Source organism: Catenibacterium sp. AM22-6LB (assembly GCF_003435615.1).
In the GTDB taxonomy this organism is placed as follows: domain Bacteria; phylum Bacillota_I; class Bacilli_A; order Erysipelotrichales; family Coprobacillaceae; genus Catenibacterium; species Catenibacterium mitsuoka_A.
Map to the genome: position 1 here is coordinate 1 of NZ_QTUM01000021.1, position 18,017 is coordinate 18,017.

21 protein-coding genes and 1 pseudogene are annotated in these 18,017 nt (G+C 34.7%); 19 read left to right on the plus strand and 3 right to left on the minus strand.

The genetic code is table 11. The annotated features are described in order from the left end of the window. Positions 1–325 precede the first annotated feature (325 nt). From DW269_RS06090 to DW269_RS12600, 4 genes and pseudogenes are all read left to right on the plus strand, one after another. On the plus strand, positions 326–1,939 hold the full coding sequence (locus DW269_RS06090; protein WP_199412126.1) for a hypothetical protein: 1,614 nt from the start codon (positions 326–328) through the stop codon (positions 1,937–1,939). 314 nt (positions 1,940–2,253) lie between these two features. Continuing rightward, positions 2,254–2,328 (plus strand): annotated as a pseudogene (locus DW269_RS13195) (hypothetical protein); the annotation flags it as partial. A gap of 17 nt (positions 2,329–2,345) precedes the next feature. After that, on the plus strand, positions 2,346–2,810 hold the full coding sequence (locus DW269_RS06100; RefSeq protein ID WP_117458979.1) for a cell wall metabolism sensor histidine kinase WalK: 465 nt from the start codon (positions 2,346–2,348) through the stop codon (positions 2,808–2,810). Positions 2,811–3,111: 301 nt separating this feature from the next. Then, positions 3,112–3,288 carry a hypothetical protein gene (locus DW269_RS12600; protein ID WP_158546317.1) on the plus strand — a complete coding sequence of 59 codons (177 nt, stop codon included), beginning with the start codon at positions 3,112–3,114 and terminating at the stop codon, positions 3,286–3,288. Between the two features lie 64 nt (positions 3,289–3,352). Here the strand turns inward: DW269_RS12600 and DW269_RS12960 are convergent, their stop codons facing one another. Together DW269_RS12960 and DW269_RS06110 are read right to left on the minus strand one after the other, a co-directional pair. Next, entirely contained in the window at positions 3,353–4,018 is a 666-nt protein-coding gene (locus DW269_RS12960) for a transposase family protein (RefSeq protein WP_233503274.1), read from the minus strand. Positions 4,019–4,225: 207 nt separating this feature from the next. Then, complete coding sequence (locus tag DW269_RS06110; RefSeq protein WP_233502446.1) at positions 4,226–5,146, minus strand: alpha/beta hydrolase; 921 nt, start codon at positions 5,144–5,146, stop codon at positions 4,226–4,228. 189 nt (positions 5,147–5,335) lie between these two features. Between DW269_RS06110 and DW269_RS06115 the strand changes: the two genes are divergently transcribed. The 14 genes from DW269_RS06115 to DW269_RS06180 are packed head-to-tail and all read left to right on the plus strand — an operon-like array spanning position 5,336 to position 15,405. After that, positions 5,336–5,956, plus strand: coding sequence for an L-threonylcarbamoyladenylate synthase (locus DW269_RS06115; RefSeq protein ID WP_117458980.1), 621 nt, complete (start codon positions 5,336–5,338; stop codon positions 5,954–5,956). Continuing rightward, positions 5,934–6,374, plus strand: a complete 441-nt coding sequence (gene rpiB / locus DW269_RS06120) for a ribose 5-phosphate isomerase B (RefSeq protein WP_117458981.1) — start codon at positions 5,934–5,936, stop codon at positions 6,372–6,374. The genes DW269_RS06115 and rpiB overlap by 23 nt, the downstream gene beginning before the upstream one ends. A gap of 5 nt (positions 6,375–6,379) precedes the next feature. Beyond that, positions 6,380–7,615 carry a serine hydroxymethyltransferase gene (gene glyA, locus DW269_RS06125; protein WP_117458982.1) on the plus strand — a complete coding sequence of 412 codons (1,236 nt, stop codon included), beginning with the start codon at positions 6,380–6,382 and terminating at the stop codon, positions 7,613–7,615. Between the two features lie 11 nt (positions 7,616–7,626). Next, on the plus strand, positions 7,627–8,247 hold the full coding sequence (gene upp / locus DW269_RS06130; protein ID WP_117458983.1) for a uracil phosphoribosyltransferase: 621 nt from the start codon (positions 7,627–7,629) through the stop codon (positions 8,245–8,247). Beyond that, a complete protein-coding gene (locus DW269_RS06135; RefSeq protein WP_117458984.1) occupies positions 8,247–8,621 on the plus strand; it encodes a hypothetical protein in 375 nt (124 codons plus the stop codon). Before upp ends, DW269_RS06135 begins: the two co-directional genes overlap by 1 nt. After that, positions 8,621–9,286, plus strand: a complete 666-nt coding sequence (locus DW269_RS06140) for a F0F1 ATP synthase subunit A (RefSeq protein WP_117458985.1) — start codon at positions 8,621–8,623, stop codon at positions 9,284–9,286. Before DW269_RS06135 ends, DW269_RS06140 begins: the two co-directional genes overlap by 1 nt. A gap of 33 nt (positions 9,287–9,319) precedes the next feature. Then, positions 9,320–9,547 carry an ATP synthase F0 subunit C gene (gene atpE, locus DW269_RS06145; protein ID WP_006506960.1) on the plus strand — a complete coding sequence of 76 codons (228 nt, stop codon included), beginning with the start codon at positions 9,320–9,322 and terminating at the stop codon, positions 9,545–9,547. A 25-nt stretch (positions 9,548–9,572) separates the two neighbouring features. Beyond that, on the plus strand, positions 9,573–10,073 hold the full coding sequence (atpF, locus tag DW269_RS06150; RefSeq protein ID WP_117458986.1) for a F0F1 ATP synthase subunit B: 501 nt from the start codon (positions 9,573–9,575) through the stop codon (positions 10,071–10,073). Continuing rightward, the gene (locus DW269_RS06155; protein ID WP_117458987.1) at positions 10,073–10,609 is read left to right on the plus strand and encodes a F0F1 ATP synthase subunit delta; all 537 of its coding nucleotides are present in this window, start codon (positions 10,073–10,075) and stop codon (positions 10,607–10,609) included. The genes atpF and DW269_RS06155 overlap by 1 nt, the downstream gene beginning before the upstream one ends. A 9-nt stretch (positions 10,610–10,618) precedes the next feature. Next, on the plus strand, positions 10,619–12,145 hold the full coding sequence (gene atpA, locus DW269_RS06160) for a F0F1 ATP synthase subunit alpha (protein ID WP_022425537.1): 1,527 nt from the start codon (positions 10,619–10,621) through the stop codon (positions 12,143–12,145). 2 nt (positions 12,146–12,147) lie between these two features. Next, on the plus strand, positions 12,148–13,002 hold the full coding sequence (gene atpG, locus DW269_RS06165) for an ATP synthase F1 subunit gamma (RefSeq protein ID WP_006506964.1): 855 nt from the start codon (positions 12,148–12,150) through the stop codon (positions 13,000–13,002). 14 nt (positions 13,003–13,016) lie between these two features. After that, positions 13,017–14,417 (plus strand): F0F1 ATP synthase subunit beta, encoded by a 1,401-nt coding sequence (gene atpD, locus DW269_RS06170; protein ID WP_117458988.1) that lies wholly within the window; start codon positions 13,017–13,019, stop codon positions 14,415–14,417. Further along, positions 14,410–14,814, plus strand: a complete 405-nt coding sequence (gene atpC / locus DW269_RS06175; RefSeq protein WP_117458989.1) for an ATP synthase F1 subunit epsilon — start codon at positions 14,410–14,412, stop codon at positions 14,812–14,814. The genes atpD and atpC overlap by 8 nt, the downstream gene beginning before the upstream one ends. A 39-nt stretch (positions 14,815–14,853) precedes the next feature. Further along, entirely contained in the window at positions 14,854–15,405 is a 552-nt protein-coding gene (locus DW269_RS06180) for a M15 family metallopeptidase (RefSeq protein WP_117458990.1), read from the plus strand. Here DW269_RS06180 and DW269_RS06185 read toward each other — a convergent pair. Continuing rightward, a complete protein-coding gene (locus DW269_RS06185) occupies positions 15,402–15,893 on the minus strand; it encodes a VanZ family protein (protein ID WP_158546318.1) in 492 nt (163 codons plus the stop codon). The genes DW269_RS06180 and DW269_RS06185 overlap by 4 nt on opposite strands. A 270-nt stretch (positions 15,894–16,163) precedes the next feature. Between DW269_RS06185 and DW269_RS06190 the strand changes: the two genes are divergently transcribed. Further along, positions 16,164–17,798 (plus strand): PucR family transcriptional regulator, encoded by a 1,635-nt coding sequence (locus tag DW269_RS06190; RefSeq protein WP_117458992.1) that lies wholly within the window; start codon positions 16,164–16,166, stop codon positions 17,796–17,798. The last annotated feature ends 219 nt before the right edge of the window (positions 17,799–18,017 follow it).

Sequence of the window (18,017 nt, forward strand, 5' to 3'; positions counted from 1 at the left end):
TCCATCCCAATTTTTATTATTCTATTCATAGGTAACCCTCCTTATTTGTTTGCGGTAATGTAGAGGAAATATTGAAACAGATATTACAGAAAAATCCATTACCACATTAAGGCTCTTGAAGTGAAGCCTGACCATATACATATCTTTGTAGATGTATCATAAACTGTTGCTGCCTGTGATGCTGTAAGAACTTTTAAAGATATAAGTGCTATTGAACTATTCAAGGCATTTCCACAATTAATACAATTCTGCAGGATGCGGTATTTTATGGTCTAGAGGATATTTTGTATCTACAGTAATTAAGATAATATTAAGGAGCAGAAAAATGATAACTGACGAAGAATACAAAAGGATTCTTAAACAATTTCATAAATTTTCTGACAGGCATATCCTGGCTGTAGAAACCGATATGCCTTATTCTGATGTGATTAAAGTAGTGGCTCTTTCTGATAAGATACGCAAAGCTGGGAATGAGCTTGTTGGTCTTATGAGAAAGAATTATAACCAGCTTATGCGTACAAAGAGATACCGTAAATTACTGTTTCTTTATGGTAATTCTAAAGATAAGAATAAACGAAAAACTTATGCCAAACAACTTAATGAAATGCAGAAAGCTTATAATATTACATGGGAATACTGCAGAACGTCCATGATTCCAATAGGCAAGAAATATGGTGTAGACGCTGTATTCGCTCTGACTAAAGCTGAAGATATATGGCGTGGTATTGAGAAATGCTTATATGGTAATGGTAATGCCATTCATTTCTCAAGATATGGAGAACTGCCTTGTATTCGTGCAAAGCAGATCAATCGTGGTATACCTATATCTGTTACAGATAATAAACTTCATTTCAAACTTGGCAGGACTGTATTTGGAATACAAATAAATGATAGATTTCAACAGGATGAAGTAGATGCGGTTTTATCATATCTTGCCGAATCTGAGATTTTGGATGACAGGGCTGTTAATACTCTTATTAAAGATGGCTATTGCATAGATACATATAGACCCTGCTATGCTACGCTTGTTCCCAGGATGATAAGAGGTAAATACAGAGTATATCTGCATCTTACTATTGAGGGTAAAGCGAAGCCAAAATATGATAAGCATGGCAATCCAAGACATAAATATGGCGAAGGAATGATCGGTGCTGATATAGGTACACAGACTGTTGCTTATACATCTGATACGGAAGTCGGTCTAAAAAACCTTTCAGAGCGTGGCAACAGTATTCAGACTTCTGAGAGAAAAGAACGTCTGCTATACCGTGCTATGGACAGGTCAAGACGTGCAACTAATCCACAGAATTATAATGATGATGGTACTGTTAAAAAAGGCTGCAAAACCTGGAAATATTCAAATCATTATAAGAAGCTGAAAACAAAGCATTCTGAATTATGTCGCATCAATGCCATAAACAGACAGCTTGCAATAAATGAAGACGCCAACCATTTAAGAAGTCTTGGAGATGTATTTATCACAGAACCTAAAAATGCAGGTAAGCTTATGAGACGAGTCAAAGAAACTACGGTCAATAGCAAAGGCAAGTTTAATAGGAAAAAGCGTTTTGGCAGATCCATAAAGAATAGATGTCCTTCGGGGTTTCAAGCTGCTGTAGAACAGAAATTCAAGGTATCAGGTGGTATATATATTGAAGTATCTAATGATTACAGAGCAAGTCAATATGATCATACTGTTGATGACTATATTAAAAAGAGATTATCTGACCGAATGTTTAAGCTGCAAGATGGTACTGAGGTACAAAGAGACTGGTATTCATCATTCCTATTATACTGTTCCGATTACAGAACCGAAGATATAAATAAAAACAGATGCATTTCTGAATTTGATAAGTGTTACAGCAAAGAAAAAGCCCTAATCGAATGGATTAAGGCTAACGAGATCAAGGTATTAAATAGCGGAATTAAGATAGCGTAAAACATATCCAGGGAGATTGATTATACTTCCTTACGAAAGTAGAAATTTACCGCCAATGTGGTCGTAGGACTGCTTGGTAATGAAAGTTCTGATTCAAATAGATTTACACTTGTAACTCCAAAGTCTGAAAATGATGTACGATTACAAGCTACACTTGGCAATCAGAACCCCACGGGCTTGCCCGTGGGAGTAGTCAGATTAAAACAAGGGGTGAGGCTCTTACATGGTCACCAAATCCTGAAAAACTACCATTTATGACGAATAAATGGCATATTGGGGAGGATGATATCAAGTTATGAGATTTTAGCTACTACAAAGGTGACAAAATTGATGCATACAAATGTAATACATGCAATATTATTATAATAAATGCAAATAAAGATTTATAAAACAGGAGAAAGTATATATGAAAACTAAAACTAAGAATCTAATCATTATACTTTTATTGGGATTTTCATTTGTTTTTAATGGATATTTGTTTATTGAAAATAAAAATAAAGCTACAACCATAGTGCAGTTAAATAAAAAAACTAAAGAATTAGAAAAGTATAGTGAATTACTTGAAACTGGAACAGCTACAGAATATGTGGATATTAAAGAAAGTGATGGTCTGATTTCTATGGCTTATCTATATCAAGATAAAGAGTTAATAGAAAGACATGGTATAGGGGTTATTATTGGTAAGCAATACTATAGGATAGGGATAGCCCCTGAAATCGGTACAACATTAAATAAAAATTCAAAAATTATAAAGATCACAGACAATGAAATAGAATTTACATTTAACTTAAATAATGATACAGAAAAAAAGCGTTTAATAGTCAAAACCGAAAATAATGATATCCATTTTAAGTTAGAGGATGTATCATAAATCCTATCTTTTGAATAAAAACGGAAAAGCATAATAGTTGCTACAGTAGTGTTTGAATTATAATTAATCTATTATTCGAAATTAGCGAGGTCTTGCGTTTTATTCGCAAAAAGTGTATTTAAATCCTGTTTTCTTGAATGTAACAAATTAAGTTATACATTGTAGATATACGATATCACATAAGAGAAACGAGGATAAGAAATGTTGAAGGTAGTAAATAATAGCAGAGCAAAAAAAGTTATGAAGTATTTTACATAGTAGAAAGTTAATCACAAATTATGCATAGAAGGAGTGGATACTTATGAAAAAGAAAGATTTGATTCGTATTGCATGTAAAAATATTTTGTTTGCTATTTGGATTGTGATTATTAATTTAGTAATGAATGAAACAATGACAGTATGTATAGTTGAGACAGTATTAGTAGTAGGCATTTCGCTTATATTTGACATAAAGCAGTTAAGAAATAAAACACAATGATACTTTGGAAACCTGCTTCTTTGGAACCTTTAATTTTTAAAGGGAGGTCAATAGAAAACTCGCTTTAAATATTTGGGGGTTTCCACTTGTAAAGGGCAGTCAGAAATGACTGCCCTTTAGCGAGTTCTTTTTTATTGATTATCTGAGTATAACTTGACCATGCCTTCTTGGTTCTTCCATCAATGATATCTACAATTTCCACGGTCTTAAAATCAAGAATAACACACATGTATCTGTTTTGTCCCTTATGTCTCCAGTGCTTCTCATCAATGCATATAATATCAGGTAAAGGCTGTCTATGCATCTGACCATACTTATCGAATATTTCAACGACTTTAGTAGGACTTGTGTTAAAGAATCTAGCAACCAGTGAAAAAGTAGTTGTAGGTTCTTTAAGTTTGTTCATGATTTCCAGTTCTGAGGTTTGAGATAATCTACTATGACTTTTCTCTGTAAATGGGTTTTCCTCTGTCACTACCTTATTACATTGCGGACATACTAATCTTCTCTTTTTAAGTATTAGAGAAGTGTTCTTGCTTCCTATCATGTTATGTATGACTTTACATTTTCTATAGTCCTTAATATTTATTCTACTGCTGCATTCTGGACAGGAGATAATGGTTCTCTTAAGCGTGATACAATAAATCACTTCTTTTTCATTAATTTCAATCGTATGAGACTGTACAAAGGATTCATAATCCCCTAAAATAATTTTTAGATCATTATTCAATTTGTGATCTCCTTTCGCTTTGATTTAATATGAGCAAATTAATGATACAGCGAAAGGTTTTTAATTACACAAAAATACTTAAAAAAGTGGGAGCCGCAGTGTGACCCCCACAGATTTAAAGGTGCTGTTTCCAAGACCCCCAAATATTTAGAGCGAAGGTCTGACCCCTACAAAAATTAAAGACCCTTTTATAATCGCTCGGTCTATTTAGTCTACATATTTCTCTAAGAAATGAGCAATATTGCTTTGAACAAGTTTCTTCTCTTTATGATAAGATTCACCATGTGCGGCATCATTCACAATAAGTAATTTCTTTTCTGCCTGACAGGCATTATAGAGTTCTAATGCCATGTAAGTAGGCACAAAGTGATCCTGGTTACCATGTATAAATAATGTAGGTGTTTTAGACTTCTTGACTTGATTGACTGCACTGGCCTGTTTGAAGTTATACCCTACTGTCTTTTTTGATAATAATGTAGCACTAGGAAGTAATAAGAATGGTGGACATCCTTTATTCTTTAAGTAGTATTTGAATTCATCATAAGCACTTGTATAGCTGCAATCAGCGACAATAGCTTTCACATTATCAGATAATTCTTCACCACTTACCATGAGGACTGTTGCCCCACCCATGGATATACCATGTAAGACAATGCTCATAGGTTCATTATGGAAGTACTCTTCCATTTTTTTAATCCATTCTAATATATCTAGACGATCCAACCATCCAAAACCAATATAATGTCCTTCTGACTGTCCATGTGCTCTATTATCTGGAAGAAGGATATTATAACCAAGTTCATGATAGAAACGAATATAATATGCAAACTCACGATAATGGTAAGAATGGAATCCATGAACACAGATCACTAATTTATTAGAATCAGGATAAGGAAGGAACTGCCCTTCTAGCTTTAATCCATCATAAGAAGTGATTTCCATATCTATAAATGTCTGATGATCTAGCCATTGTTTATCATCTTCACTCATTGGATGTTTTAATCCTACTTTTTCTTCTTTGCATCTTGTACATACTTTTTCTATCGCAATGCGCCCTGCTGCAAGATAAGTGGCAGATGCCGCAGCGGCTGCGCCTATTGTACCAATAATTACGTTCTTTTTTTTCACGACAAAAAGCCTCCTTTTATTCATTATATAAGATATTCTATAAAGAATTCATATACAAAAGATTAAGTTTGAATAAATAATTGACAGATAGGTCAAAGTGTAAGTAGAAAAGGGTATGTTTGAAAGCGATAAATATATGTTTTTAAGAAAGTTTTTGTGTTAGAATAATACCGATATGAGGTGATTTTAATGACACAGGTTATAGAACCAGAACAGATGGATTTATTAGTAAGTGCAGTAAGAGATGGGAAGATTGTTGCATTTCCTACGGAAACTGTTTATGGCGTTGCCTGCTTATTCAATGATTTGAAGGGTCTTGATAGAATTATGGAAATCAAGAAACGTAACCCGAATAAAGCAGTGACTCTTATGTTGTCAAAAAAAGATGATGTAAAGAAGTATGGCTTAGTAGACGAGGGTACCCAGAGAGTGATTGATAAGTTTATGCCAGGTAGAATGACAATCGTATTAAAAAGACTGGACAGTGTGGATTCGAGACATGTTAGTGGAAAAGATACAATAGGTATTAGAATCCCAGACAGTTCTTTCGTTTTGTCACTCATTGATCAGACAGGGCCTTTATCAGTAACAAGTGCTAATTTATCTGGCCAAGGGAATACGACAAACGAAAAAGAAGTACTTGCACAGCTTGATGGACAGATTGATATGGTTGTCAGAGGACAGACTGCTTCGGCAACTGCATCTACAGTCGTGGATTTAAGTCAAGGTGATGTGAGAATACTAAGAGAAGGTTTAATTACCAAAGAAGAAATCGAGGAGGTATATTATGAAAATTGCAGTCGCTTGTGATCATGGTGGATTACGTTTAAAGAATGTTCTTATTGATGAAATGAAGAAACAGGGTTATGAAGTTGTAGACTATGGTACTTATACTGAAGACTCTTGTGATTATCCTGATTATGCATCTAAGGCAGCTAAAGCTGTTGCATCAGGAGAATGTGAGAAAGGTGTCGTTGTTTGTGGAACAGGCATTGGTGTATCAATTACATGTAATAAGGTAGATGGTATCCGCTGCGCATTATGTCATGATGTATTTAGTGCAAAAGCGACAAGAGCTCATAATGATACTAACATGATTGCAATGGGACAGAGAGTTATTGGAGAAGGACTCGCTGTTGAGATTCTTAATGCATGGCTACATACTGAGTTTGAAGGTGGAAGACATGTTAAGAGAATTGAAAAAATGATGGCTTTAGAAAAGGAGTAAGCATTATGAGAGATACAGAAGTATTTGCGAGTGTTGAGCGAGAATTGAATAGACAAAGAAACAATATTGAATTAATTGCTTCCGAAAACTTTGTATCTAAAGAAATCATGGAGCTTGCGGGCTCAGTTCTAACAAATAAATATGCTGAAGGATATCCAGCTAAGAGATATTATGGTGGATGTCAGTTTGTGGATGAAGTAGAAACATTGGCACAGGAAAGACTTAAGAAGTTATTTGGCTGTGAGTATGCAAATGTTCAGCCTCATTCTGGTGCACAAGCGAATACAGCTGTTTATTTTGCTTTATTACAGCCAGGTGATAAAGTACTAGGTATGTCTTTAAATGATGGTGGGCATTTAACTCATGGACATCCATTAAACTACTCTGGTAAGACTTATGAATTCCATGCTTATGGTGTTGATAAGGAAACAGAAAGAATTGATTATGATGAATATAAGAGATTATGTGAAGAAATCAAACCTAAGTTAGTTGTTGCAGGGGCAAGTGCTTATGCAAGAACTATTGATTTCAAATTCATGGCTGAAGTAGCACATAGTGTTGGAGCTATCTTTATGGTAGATATGGCACATATCGCTGGTTTAGTTGCTGCAGGAGATCATCCATCTCCATTCCCTTATGCAGATATCGTGACTACTACAACTCATAAGACTTTAAGAGGTCCTAGAGGTGGTGTCATCATGTGTAAGGAAAAGTATGCAAAAGATATTGATAGAGCTGTTTTCCCTGGTATGCAGGGTGGACCTCTTATGCATATTATTGCAGCAAAAGCGGCTTGCTTCTATGAAGCATTACAGCCTGAATTCAAGGAATATAGTCATCAAATCATTAAGAATGCAAAAGCTTTAGAAGAATCTTTAAAGGAAGAAGGATTCCGTCTTGTAACTGGTGGTACTGATAATCACCTATTACTTATTGATGTAAAGAGCAGCTGTGGTATTACAGGTAAGAAGGCTCAGAGATTACTTGATGAAATCAATATTACAGCTAATAAGAATGCGATTCCTTTCGATACAGAAAAACCTTTCAAGGCTTCTGGAATCCGTGTTGGTACACCAGCAATGACCACAAAAGGATTCAAGGAAGATGACTTCAGAGAAGTTGGAAAGATTATTGCTTATCGTTTAAAGAATGAAGAAACTGATGAAGTAAAGAATGAATGTCTTGCAAGAGTAAAGAAGTTAACTGATAAAGTGACTATGTATGACGATATTAAATACTAGGAGGCCATAAAATGGTTAAAGTACTCAATCATGCATTAATTAAACACAAACTCTCAATTATGAGAGAAGAAAAGACATCAAACTATATTTTTAAGCAGAATCTTGATGAAATCGCAATGTTGATGGCTTATGAAGTCACAAAAGATTATCCTTTAAAAGAAAAGGAAATTGAAACACCTATTTGTAAGACAATTGGTTATGAACTAGACAAGGATATTATTCTTGTACCTATCTTACGTGCTGGTGTGGGTCTTGTAGATGGCTTCAGAAGAATCATACCAACTGCGAAAGTAGGTCATATTGGTATGTATAGAGATGAAGAAACATTGATTCCTCATGAATATTATGCTAAATTTCCTAAGGGATTAGAGAACGCAAAGGTTATTGTTCTTGATCCTATGCTTGCTACTGGTGGTTCAGCTGATATGGCTATCCAGAATATTAAAGATCGTGGTGCGAAGGATATTGAACTTGTCTGCCTTGTAGGTGCACCTGAAGGTGTGAAATACATTGAAGAACATCATCCAGATGTTAAGCTTACTTTAGCTGCATTAGATGAAAAACTAAATGACAAGGGATATATTGTACCAGGTTTAGGAGATGCGGGAGACCGCTTGTTTGGTACTAATTAATGGGATTTGATGAATATGAAGTAAGAAGAACTTCTGTTAAAGTATTTCTTGCAGGATTGATTCCTGCGGTTATACTTTCCATCATTCTTCATTCAATCAGCTACTGCGTAGGGTTTGTATTAGGTTATCTTATTGATTTATTAATTTTACAGATCAATATGAAGATGACTGATACAATACTTTCTATCCAAACTGCAGGTAAGACAATTGCGGTTATGTTATTTATGACTAAATTGTTTATATTTGCAGTAGGTTTTGCGATAGCTGGATTCTTTCCAGAAATAGTAAATATGTATACTGTATTTCTGGGCTATCTAGTAGTAAAGATTTCTATTTATATACATGCATATGGAGAAAGGAGGCGTATGAGATAATGAAAATCACTATTCAGCCAGAACTGATATCATCATTGATTGTGACTGTGCTACTTTCTATTTTCTTTGTTTATGCAGGTAAAAAAATAAGAGAAGCAGATCCAACTAAGAGACCAAAGGGTGTGGTACTTGTCGTTGAAACCGCCATTAAGATGGTTTATGATTACATGGGCACAATTATGCCTAAGAAATATGCGAAGAACTACTATCCTTATTTCTCTATGTTATTTGCATGGCTGTTGGTTTCTAACTTATTTGGATTAACAGGTTTTGATGCGCCAACCACTAACTACTCAATCACGTTATCCTTAACATTAATTACATGGGTATTAATTCAGATTAATGCGATTAAGTATCAGGGTGTTGGCAGTTATATTAAGGGAACTTTGATTCCCCCAACAAACCTATTTGGTTTGATTTCACCATTGATTTCTATATCAATGCGTATTTTCTGTAACTTATTGAGTGGTACATTTATTATGGCCTTAGTATATCAGGCAACATCATTCTTAAGTTACAAGTTGATTCCATTCAACTTTTTAGGACCAGTGGTAGCACCACTATTACATTGTTATTTCGATGTATTCTCTGGATGTGTACAAGCACTGGTATTCGTTACACTATCTTCAATTCTGATTTCTAATGAAAATCCAGATGAAGAATAAATGAAAAAAAATGTCAATAGGAGGAAATTGATTATGACAAGAGGTTTAATTGCAATCGCTGCTGGTATTGCAGTACTTGCAGGTTTAGGTACAGGTATTGGTGAAGGTTTAGTTGCCGCTCATGCAGTATCTGCAATTGGAAGAAATCCTGAGGCTGAAAGCAAGATCCGTACTACTATGATCTTAGGTATCGCCTTAACAGAAACAGTAGCCCTCTATGGTTTACTTATTTCTTTCATCTTATTATTCGTATTCAAATAAAAAATAGTTTAAGGAGGAAAAAACTATGCCAGATATAGCCGCAAAGTTATTTCCAAACCCTACCACTATGATTGTTCAGTTATGTTCCACTGCAATCATGCTTCTTCTGTTCAAGAAATATTTATGGAATTATGTATTAGAATTCTTCCAGAAGAGAGCTGATTTTATAGAAGGTAATATCAATGATGCGAAGGCTAAGAATGAAAAAGCATCTGAATATCTTCTAGAAAGTGAAAAGCAGGCTAAAGAAGCTGCAAAACAGTATAAAGAAATCATAGATCAGGCTAAGGAAGATGCCGTAAAGGCTAAGAGTAAAATCATGGATGAAGCTAACAAGCAGGCTCAAGAAAAGATTGAACAGGCTCGCCATGAAATTGAATCTGAAAAGCTTGCAGCACAGGATGAAATGAAGAAAGAAATTGTGGATGTTGCTGTTGAAGTGGCTACTAAAGTCATGGATCAGAATATGAATACTGAAGCCAATAAAGCTTTAGTAGATGATTTCGTAAAACAGGTTATTAACTAATGGATGCAAATGTTGCAGAACGTTATGCTGAAAGCTTATATCAGTTAGCGTTAGAAGATCATGCGCTAGAAGGTTATCTAGCAGACATGAAACTAGTTGATACAGTTTTAGAAAGTAATCCAGAATTTGAAAAATTCTTCTCTCATGTGCTTGTAGATGATGAAGCAAAGTGTGCATTACTCGATAAAGGTTTTGGCACTTCGGTAAATCATTATGTATTGAATTTTCTTAAACTGCTTGTAAAGAAAAGAAGAACAAGATACATTGCGCCTATTACAAAAAGCTTTATTAAGATGAGTAATAAGCATCTTGGTATCGAGGAAGGCGTTATCTTCACACCTTTCGCATTAAGCGATGAACAGGTTAAGGCAATTGAAGAAGCGATTTCTCAGAAAGAAAACAAAACAATTACTTTAAGAACTGTTGAAGATAAGACACTTATTGGTGGTGTTAAGGTTCAGATTGAGAACCGTGTCTATGATGGTTCATTAAAGAACAAAGTCAGCAAGCTCAAGACTGAGCTGTTGAGAAAGTAGGTGACGCAAGTGGCATTAAGACCCGATGAAATCAGTGCTTTAATCAAAGAGCAGATTAAGCATTATGATGATGTCATGGAACAGAAAGACGTCGGAACAGTTATGACTGTTGGTGACGGTGTCAGTGTTGTTCATGGTTTAGACAATGCAATGCTAGGTGAATTGATCCTTTTCCCAGGTGATGTTTATGGAATGGTCATGAACCTAGATGAAGATAGTGTTGGTGTTACTTTATTAGGTAATGCGGACGAAATTAAAGAAGGCGACGAAGTAAGACGTACAGGTAAGATCATTGAAGTACCTGTAGGTGATGCAATGCTTGGTCGTGTCGTTAACCCTTTAGGACAGCCTATTGATGGTCAGGGTGAAATTATCACTACAAAGACTAGACCAATCGAAAGAGTAGCTCCTGGTGTTATGACAAGAAAATCAGTAGATCAGCCAGTACAGACTGGTATCACTACTATTGATGCAATTATTCCAGTTGGTAGAGGTCAGCGTGAGTTAATCATCGGTGACAGACAGACTGGTAAAACAGCTATCGCTGTTGATACAATCATCAACCAGAAAGGTCAGGATATGTACTGTATCTATGTTGCAATTGGTCAGAAGAATTCTACAGTTGCACAGGTTGTTGAAAAATTAAAGAAGGCAGGCGCAATGGATTATACTGTTGTTGTTTCTGCATCAGCTTCTGAACTTGCTCCAGTTCAGTATATTGCTCCTTATGCAGGTTGTGCTATTGCTGAAGAATGGCTTGACCAGGGTAAGGATGTATTAATCGTTTATGATGATTTAAGTAAGCATGCCGTAGCTTATCGTACAGTGTCTCTATTATTAAAGAGACCACCAGGACGTGAAGCTTATCCAGGTGATGTATTCTACTTACATTCAAGACTATTAGAAAGATCTTGTCGTTTAAATGAAGAAAATGGCGGAGGTTCTATCACTGCCCTTCCGATCATTGAAACACAGGCAGGTGATATCTCAGCATATATCCCTACTAACGTTATTTCTATTACTGATGGTCAGATCTTCTTACAGCAGGAATTATTCAATGCTGGTTTCAGACCTGCCATTGATACAGGTTTATCTGTATCACGTGTAGGTTCTACAGCACAGATCAAGGCTATGAAGCAGGTTTCTAGAAACTTGAAGTATGAATTAGCACAGTATGAAGAAATGCAGTCATTCGCACAGTTTGGTTCTGACTTAGATGCAGCCACTAAGAATGCGATTGAACATGGTGAACGTGTACGTGAAGTATTAAAACAGGCACAGTATGCACCAAGAGATGTTATTGATCAGATCATTACTCTATTTGCACTTGAAAATGGATTCGTTAAGAATGTTAAAGTGGAAAAAGTACAGGAATACATGGATGGTTTAGTAGAGAAGTTTGCTGTTGCACATAGTGATCTTCTTGATGAAATCAGAGAAAAGAAAGTATTATCTGATGAATTAACTGCTAAGTTGAAGGAAGCTGTTAAGGCTTATACAACTCAGTTCGAAAACTTACAGAAAGCTGAGGCTTAATTATGGCTGGGCAGATGCAAGCCATCAAGCGTCGTATCAAATCAATTGAATCTACTAAGAAAATCACAAGAGCTATGGAACTTGTTGCTAGCTCTAAGCTTTCTAAGACTAGAAATCAGTTGAATGACATGAAGCCTTATTATACACAGGTAAAGGATACTTGTGCACAGATCTTATCTTCTGCAGGAAATGATATTGATTCTCCTTATTTGGTATTAAATGATAAGGGTGAAGATGTTTATATCGTTATCACTTCTACTTTAGGACTATGTGGTGGATATAACTCAAATATCTTTAAGCAGGTTGAAGCATCAGTGAATGATGCCAAGAAGATTATTGCGATTGGTAATAAAGGCTTAAATCAGTTTAAGAAACATTTTAAAGGTGAAGTAGATGGTACTTATGTAGACCTTAATACGACCCTTGATTTTAGAAGTGTTGTGAGATTAGTTGCCTCACTTCTAGAAGGCTATAAGAAAAAAGAAATTAAGTCTATTCATATTGTATATACAGAATATGTGAATGATTTAACTTTCGTACCTAGAGATGTGACTCTTCTTCCACTTAAGGCTGAAGATCTTGTCTCTGATAAGAAATTCCATAAAGATACATTGTTTGAACCAAGTCCTGAATCAGTACTTGGAAGCTTAATTCCGATGTATTTACAGGCGGTTATCTATGGTTACTTAATTGAATCAGTAACTGCAGAAAATGCGTCTAGAAGAACATCTATGAAGAACGCAACAGACAATGCGAATGAATTAACAGATGAGTTGTTATTAAAATACAACCAGGCACGTCAGAGCGCGATTACAAGTGAAGTAAGTGAAATCGTTGCTGGTGCCAATGCACAATAAGAAGGAGGTGCCATATGTCTTTGAATGTTGGTAAGATTATCAAGGCTCAGGGTCCAGTTGTCGATGTACAGTTTGCTGCTGATAAAGATCTTCCAGATCTAAATACAGCCATCAAAATTGATAACCATGGTGAAGAGTTAACTGTAGAAGTTGCTCAGCATATTGGTGATGATATTGTAAGATGTATCGCAATGGGTCCTACTGATGGTCTAACAAGAGGTATGGATGCTGTGGATACTAATGCACCTATTAGTGTTCCAGTAGGTAATAAAACACTTGGTAGAATGTTCAACGTATTAGGACATTCTATTGATGGTAAAGATGAATTGACTGAAGAAAAACATATGCCAATTCATAGATCAGCACCTACATTTGCTGATCAGAGAACAGAAACTGAAATTCTTGAAACAGGTATTAAAGTCGTTGACTTGATCTGTCCATTCATCAAGGGTGGTAAGATCGGATTGTTTGGTGGTGCCGGTGTAGGTAAGACAGTTCTTATCCAGGAATTCATCAACAACATCGCAACTGAACATAACGGTTTATCAGTATTCGCCGGTGTTGGTGAACGTTCTCGTGAAGGTAATGATTTGTACTATGAAATGAAAGAAAGTGGTGTATTAGATAAGACAACACTAGTGTTTGGTCAGATGAATGAACCACCTGGATCAAGACTTAGAGTTGCATTATCAGCACTTACTATGGCGGAATATTTCCGTGATGAACAGGGACAGGATGTCTTACTATTCATCGATAATATCTTCCGTTTCACTCAGGCTGGTTCAGAAGTATCTGCCCTACTTGGACGTGTTCCATCTCAGGCAGGTTATCAGCCAACTCTTGCAACTGAAATGGGTCAGTTACAGGAACGTATTACTTCAACTAAACAGGGTTCTATCACATCAGTACAGGCTGTTTATGTACCTGCCGATGATATGACTGACCCTGCTCCAGCAACTACATTCACACACCTTGATGCAAGAGTTGTACTTGATCGTAGTATTGCAGCATTAGGTATTTACCCTGCAGTAGATCCACTAAACTCTTCTTCTAGAGGTCTTGATCCAAACGTTGTTGGTAAAGAACATTATGAAGTGGCTCATGGAGTAACTCAGATGTTACAGAAATATCAGGAATTACAGGATATTATCGCAATTCTTGGTATGGATGAATTGAGTGAAGAAGATAAACTTATCGTTGCACGTGCAAGAAGAATTAGAAACTTCTTATCACAGCCATTTACTGTAGCTGAACAGTTCACAGGTTTAGATGGTAAGTATGTACATGTTGATGATACAGTAAAAGGATTTAAAGAAATTCTAGAAGGCAAATATGACGATTTACCAGAGCAGGCTTTCCATAATGTAGGTACTATTGAAGAAGCAGTAAAGAAAGCTGAATCTTTAAGTGAGTAAATTTCATTTACATATCGTCACTCCTAAAGGTACCTACAGGGATGTAGACGTAGATATTCTGAACATTAGAACAACTGATGGTCAGATGGGTATACTTGCTCACCATATGCCATTGGCGAGTGGTGTGGAAATCGCCGAAATGAATTATAGGATTGATAAAGACAAATATGAATTCGCTGTTGGTAGTGGATTTGTTTATGTAGATGGTGATAACACTGTTACACTTATTGTGAATGATATTGAATCACCAGAAGAAATCGACCTACGTAGAGCTGAAGAAGCAAAGGCAAGAGCTGAAGAGAGATTAAGATCAAAGAATCCAGAAGTCGATTTACAGCGTGCTGAAATTGCGTTAAAGAAGGCTATTACACGTATTCATGTCAAAAACAATTACTAAGATCCAGGGTTATTCCCTGGATTTTCTTTTGGAGAAGTTATGAAGAGTGATTTTGTGAGAGTGAAAGATTATATACCTGATATATATGTGGAACTACATTATGCAACAGAACGTAATTTTACACATACTAAAGTATATGATTTTGATGAAGCGTATTTAAGAAAAGGAACTACACTTAAACTAAAGAAGGTTCAGGAAGAATTAAAAGAACTAGGTTATAGTCTTAAAATTTGGGATGCCTATAGACCATTTACTGCACAACAATACTTCTGGGAACTGATTCATGATGATGAGTTTGTTGCTGATCCGACAAATGGTCCAAAGATACATAATTTTGGAAATGTTTTAGATGTGACTCTTGTAAAGAGTGATGGAAGTGAAATTGAGATGCCTACAGAGTTTGATGATTTTACGAGTCAAGCAAGTAGAGATTATTCATGGTTAACAGGTGATCCTCTTAAACATGTTCTATTACTAGAAGAAACAATGGAAAAGTATGGTTTTATAGGATACGATGGTGAATGGTGGCATTATACAGATGAAGATTCTTATGACTATGTAGAATTTAAGCCAAATGAAAGACACAGCTAATAATGACGCTGTGCCTTTTTAATTAGAGTATAAATGATAAGAGTAAGTAATATCCCAATACAAGCCCCTATAAAATCTATCATGACATCTCTAAAGCTTGCACTACGTCCTCCTACAAAGAACTGATGAAGTTCATCTGAACAGGCATAGAGGAAACTCACTAGTAGAGATATAAAGCATTTAAAGCGTAAGGGACAAGTTTCATAAGTAAACATCAACAACATTGTAAGAATACTTAAAACGAAATATACAAACATATGTGCACATTTACGAATAATGAATTCTAAGAAGCTAAAAGCTTCTGTAGATAATGTATTCACTATATTATGTCCTGTAACAGTCTTAGAAATATGTCCTATAAGATAGATCACTGATTGAGAAGAAGAGGAACTTTTAGGACCTGTTTGATTAGAAAAACAGAATATAACCCCCATCCAGAACACGATTAATAGAGTAAGCAGTATACGTAATTTCTTCTTTTTAGTCATATTGTTTCTCCCCTTTCTTGAGTTTTTAATATACATCAAATTGAAGTTAAATACAAATATTCTCCTATAATTAAAAGAGTAGACTGTATTAAATAGGATTTGTACAAGTAGTATAAAGCACCAAATTATACTATAATTGTTATTATAAAGTACAAAAAACACATATTACATTACTTTTATATCGGACATGTGAAATAATTGACATTATCATCACATTACATATTTCTGATGCATGATGTAACAATCATATAATATGGAGGATTAATAACAGTGGGATATACAATTAAAGATTTTGTAGAATCGAATCAATTTGAAGGATTAAAATTAATAAATCATGCAGGATTAGGTAGAGAAATAACAGGTGCACGAGTTATTTCGACGATTGATATTGAAAATTTGGCGGGGGGGGGTCAGTTATTACTAACCTCTTTAAGAGTTTATGATAATCTTGATAAGAACACGGTAATCTACCATCTAGAAGAATTAAATAAGAAGAGAATCAGTGGATTTGTAGTAAAAAGAAGAAATGATACAGTTCATCAGAAGGAGTTATTTGAACTATTCATACACTTTTGCGATGAACACAGAATACCTGTATTAGAACTTCCACAGAATATTAGTTATTGGGTTGTTTTGAAATATGTATTATGTCATGCGTGCGATCTTGTTATTGCGAAGTATATATATAATAAAATAGTTCAAGATCAAATTAATCATTTATTATTGCATGAAAGATATGCCGAACAAACAATAGAGACATTCTTTAAGAATTTAGAGACTATAGTAGGTAACTCTGTTTCTTTGTATGATGAAAATTTTCACTGTATCTATCCTTGTCCAGAAAACAATGACCTCATTATTAAAAAATATATACCTCATACTATAAGTGGACATGAGTATTTATGCCAAAAGAGAGAATATATGGAATATATCCAACAAATCAATATTCTGAATTATTATAATTATTATCTAGTGGTTACAGAAGCAAATGAACCATTAGATGAATTAGACTTTGTTGCATTAGATAATATAATTACAGCTTTATTTTATCTTTTAGCTCAGGATGTCACAAAAAGGGAACTGGAAATCAAATACTATCGAGATTTAAGTTATAGACTAATGAATGGTTCAATGTCTAATGCAGAAGAAGATGATGTTGCAAACTTACTTAATCTAAGTGTTAAAGATGAATATAGGGTTGTTACCTTATATTTAAAACCTGAGGATAGAAAAGAGAACTTCAGTATTACTCAGAAGAATGAGAGTAAGTATGTGGCAGAGGCATTGTATAGCTATTTTCCTAAAGAAAATGTTTATTATAGTGGGAATCTTGTCTTATACCTTTATAACGAAAAAGATTGGGAAGTAAAAAAAGTCTTTAGAAATACATTAAAAGAGATTCATAAAGAAATACAAGACTCTCTAACTAGAAGAAATAAGAAGTTTGAACTTCTTATTGGAATAGGAAAAAGTGTGAAGGGATATCATGGATTAAAAGATTCTTTTAAAGACTCTAAAGTAGCGCTAGAGTATATTGATTTAATTAGAGAAGTTATGGGTGATAGAAGTAAAGCTATTGTGGATTGTGCTAAATTAGGTTTCTTCCAGATATTTATCAATATTCATGATAAGGAAGAGTTAAGACAATATATACCTGATTCAGTCATTAAGCTAGATGAACAGGATAAAAAGAAAAATAGTGAGTTGATCAGTACTCTGGAATGTTATTTGAATAATAAACAGAGTATTAGAAAAACTTCAGAGTTGATGAATATTCATGCTAGAACTGTTTCCTATCGTCTATCTAAGATTGTAGATCTCACAGATATAGATTTTGATAATATTCCTGAAATACTTGCAGTAAGAAATGGAATTGTAATACTTAAAATATTAGAACAGTTGTAATTAAAGACGAGTCACATATGTGGCTCGTTATTTATTTTGTAATATCTTTTGGTACACTTTGAACAAAAAACTGTTAAAAACTTTTCCTATTTTGCACATTATATTTACAGTTTTAAAAAGCTATAATACAAAAGATTTAAAAAAAGTGTATATATAGTGTATATATAGAGAGAATATCCGCAATATGGGGCCTTTTAGAACAATTGTGACATGTTTTCT

Coding starts and splice junctions, on each gene's coding strand:
- rpiB (WP_117458981.1), top strand. CDS start 5,934: ATGAAAATTGCAGTCGCTTGTGATCATGGTGGATTACGTTTAAAGAAT.
- DW269_RS06135 (WP_117458984.1), top strand. CDS start 8,247: ATGGGATTTGATGAATATGAAGTAAGAAGAACTTCTGTTAAAGTATTT.
- glyA (WP_117458982.1), top strand. CDS start 6,380: ATGAGAGATACAGAAGTATTTGCGAGTGTTGAGCGAGAATTGAATAGA.
- DW269_RS06100 (WP_117458979.1), top strand. CDS start 2,346: ATGAAAACTAAAACTAAGAATCTAATCATTATACTTTTATTGGGATTT.
- DW269_RS06090 (WP_199412126.1), top strand. CDS start 326: ATGATAACTGACGAAGAATACAAAAGGATTCTTAAACAATTTCATAAA.
- DW269_RS06115 (WP_117458980.1), top strand. CDS start 5,336: ATGACACAGGTTATAGAACCAGAACAGATGGATTTATTAGTAAGTGCA.
- atpE (WP_006506960.1), top strand. CDS start 9,320: ATGACAAGAGGTTTAATTGCAATCGCTGCTGGTATTGCAGTACTTGCA.
- atpF (WP_117458986.1), top strand. CDS start 9,573: ATGCCAGATATAGCCGCAAAGTTATTTCCAAACCCTACCACTATGATT.
- DW269_RS06180 (WP_117458990.1), top strand. CDS start 14,854: ATGAAGAGTGATTTTGTGAGAGTGAAAGATTATATACCTGATATATAT.
- DW269_RS06155 (WP_117458987.1), top strand. CDS start 10,073: ATGGATGCAAATGTTGCAGAACGTTATGCTGAAAGCTTATATCAGTTA.
- atpD (WP_117458988.1), top strand. CDS start 13,017: ATGTCTTTGAATGTTGGTAAGATTATCAAGGCTCAGGGTCCAGTTGTC.
- DW269_RS12600 (WP_158546317.1), top strand. CDS start 3,112: ATGAAAAAGAAAGATTTGATTCGTATTGCATGTAAAAATATTTTGTTT.
- DW269_RS06185 (WP_158546318.1), bottom strand. CDS start 15,893: ATGACTAAAAAGAAGAAATTACGTATACTGCTTACTCTATTAATCGTG.
- DW269_RS06140 (WP_117458985.1), top strand. CDS start 8,621: ATGAAAATCACTATTCAGCCAGAACTGATATCATCATTGATTGTGACT.
- upp (WP_117458983.1), top strand. CDS start 7,627: ATGGTTAAAGTACTCAATCATGCATTAATTAAACACAAACTCTCAATT.
- atpG (WP_006506964.1), top strand. CDS start 12,148: ATGGCTGGGCAGATGCAAGCCATCAAGCGTCGTATCAAATCAATTGAA.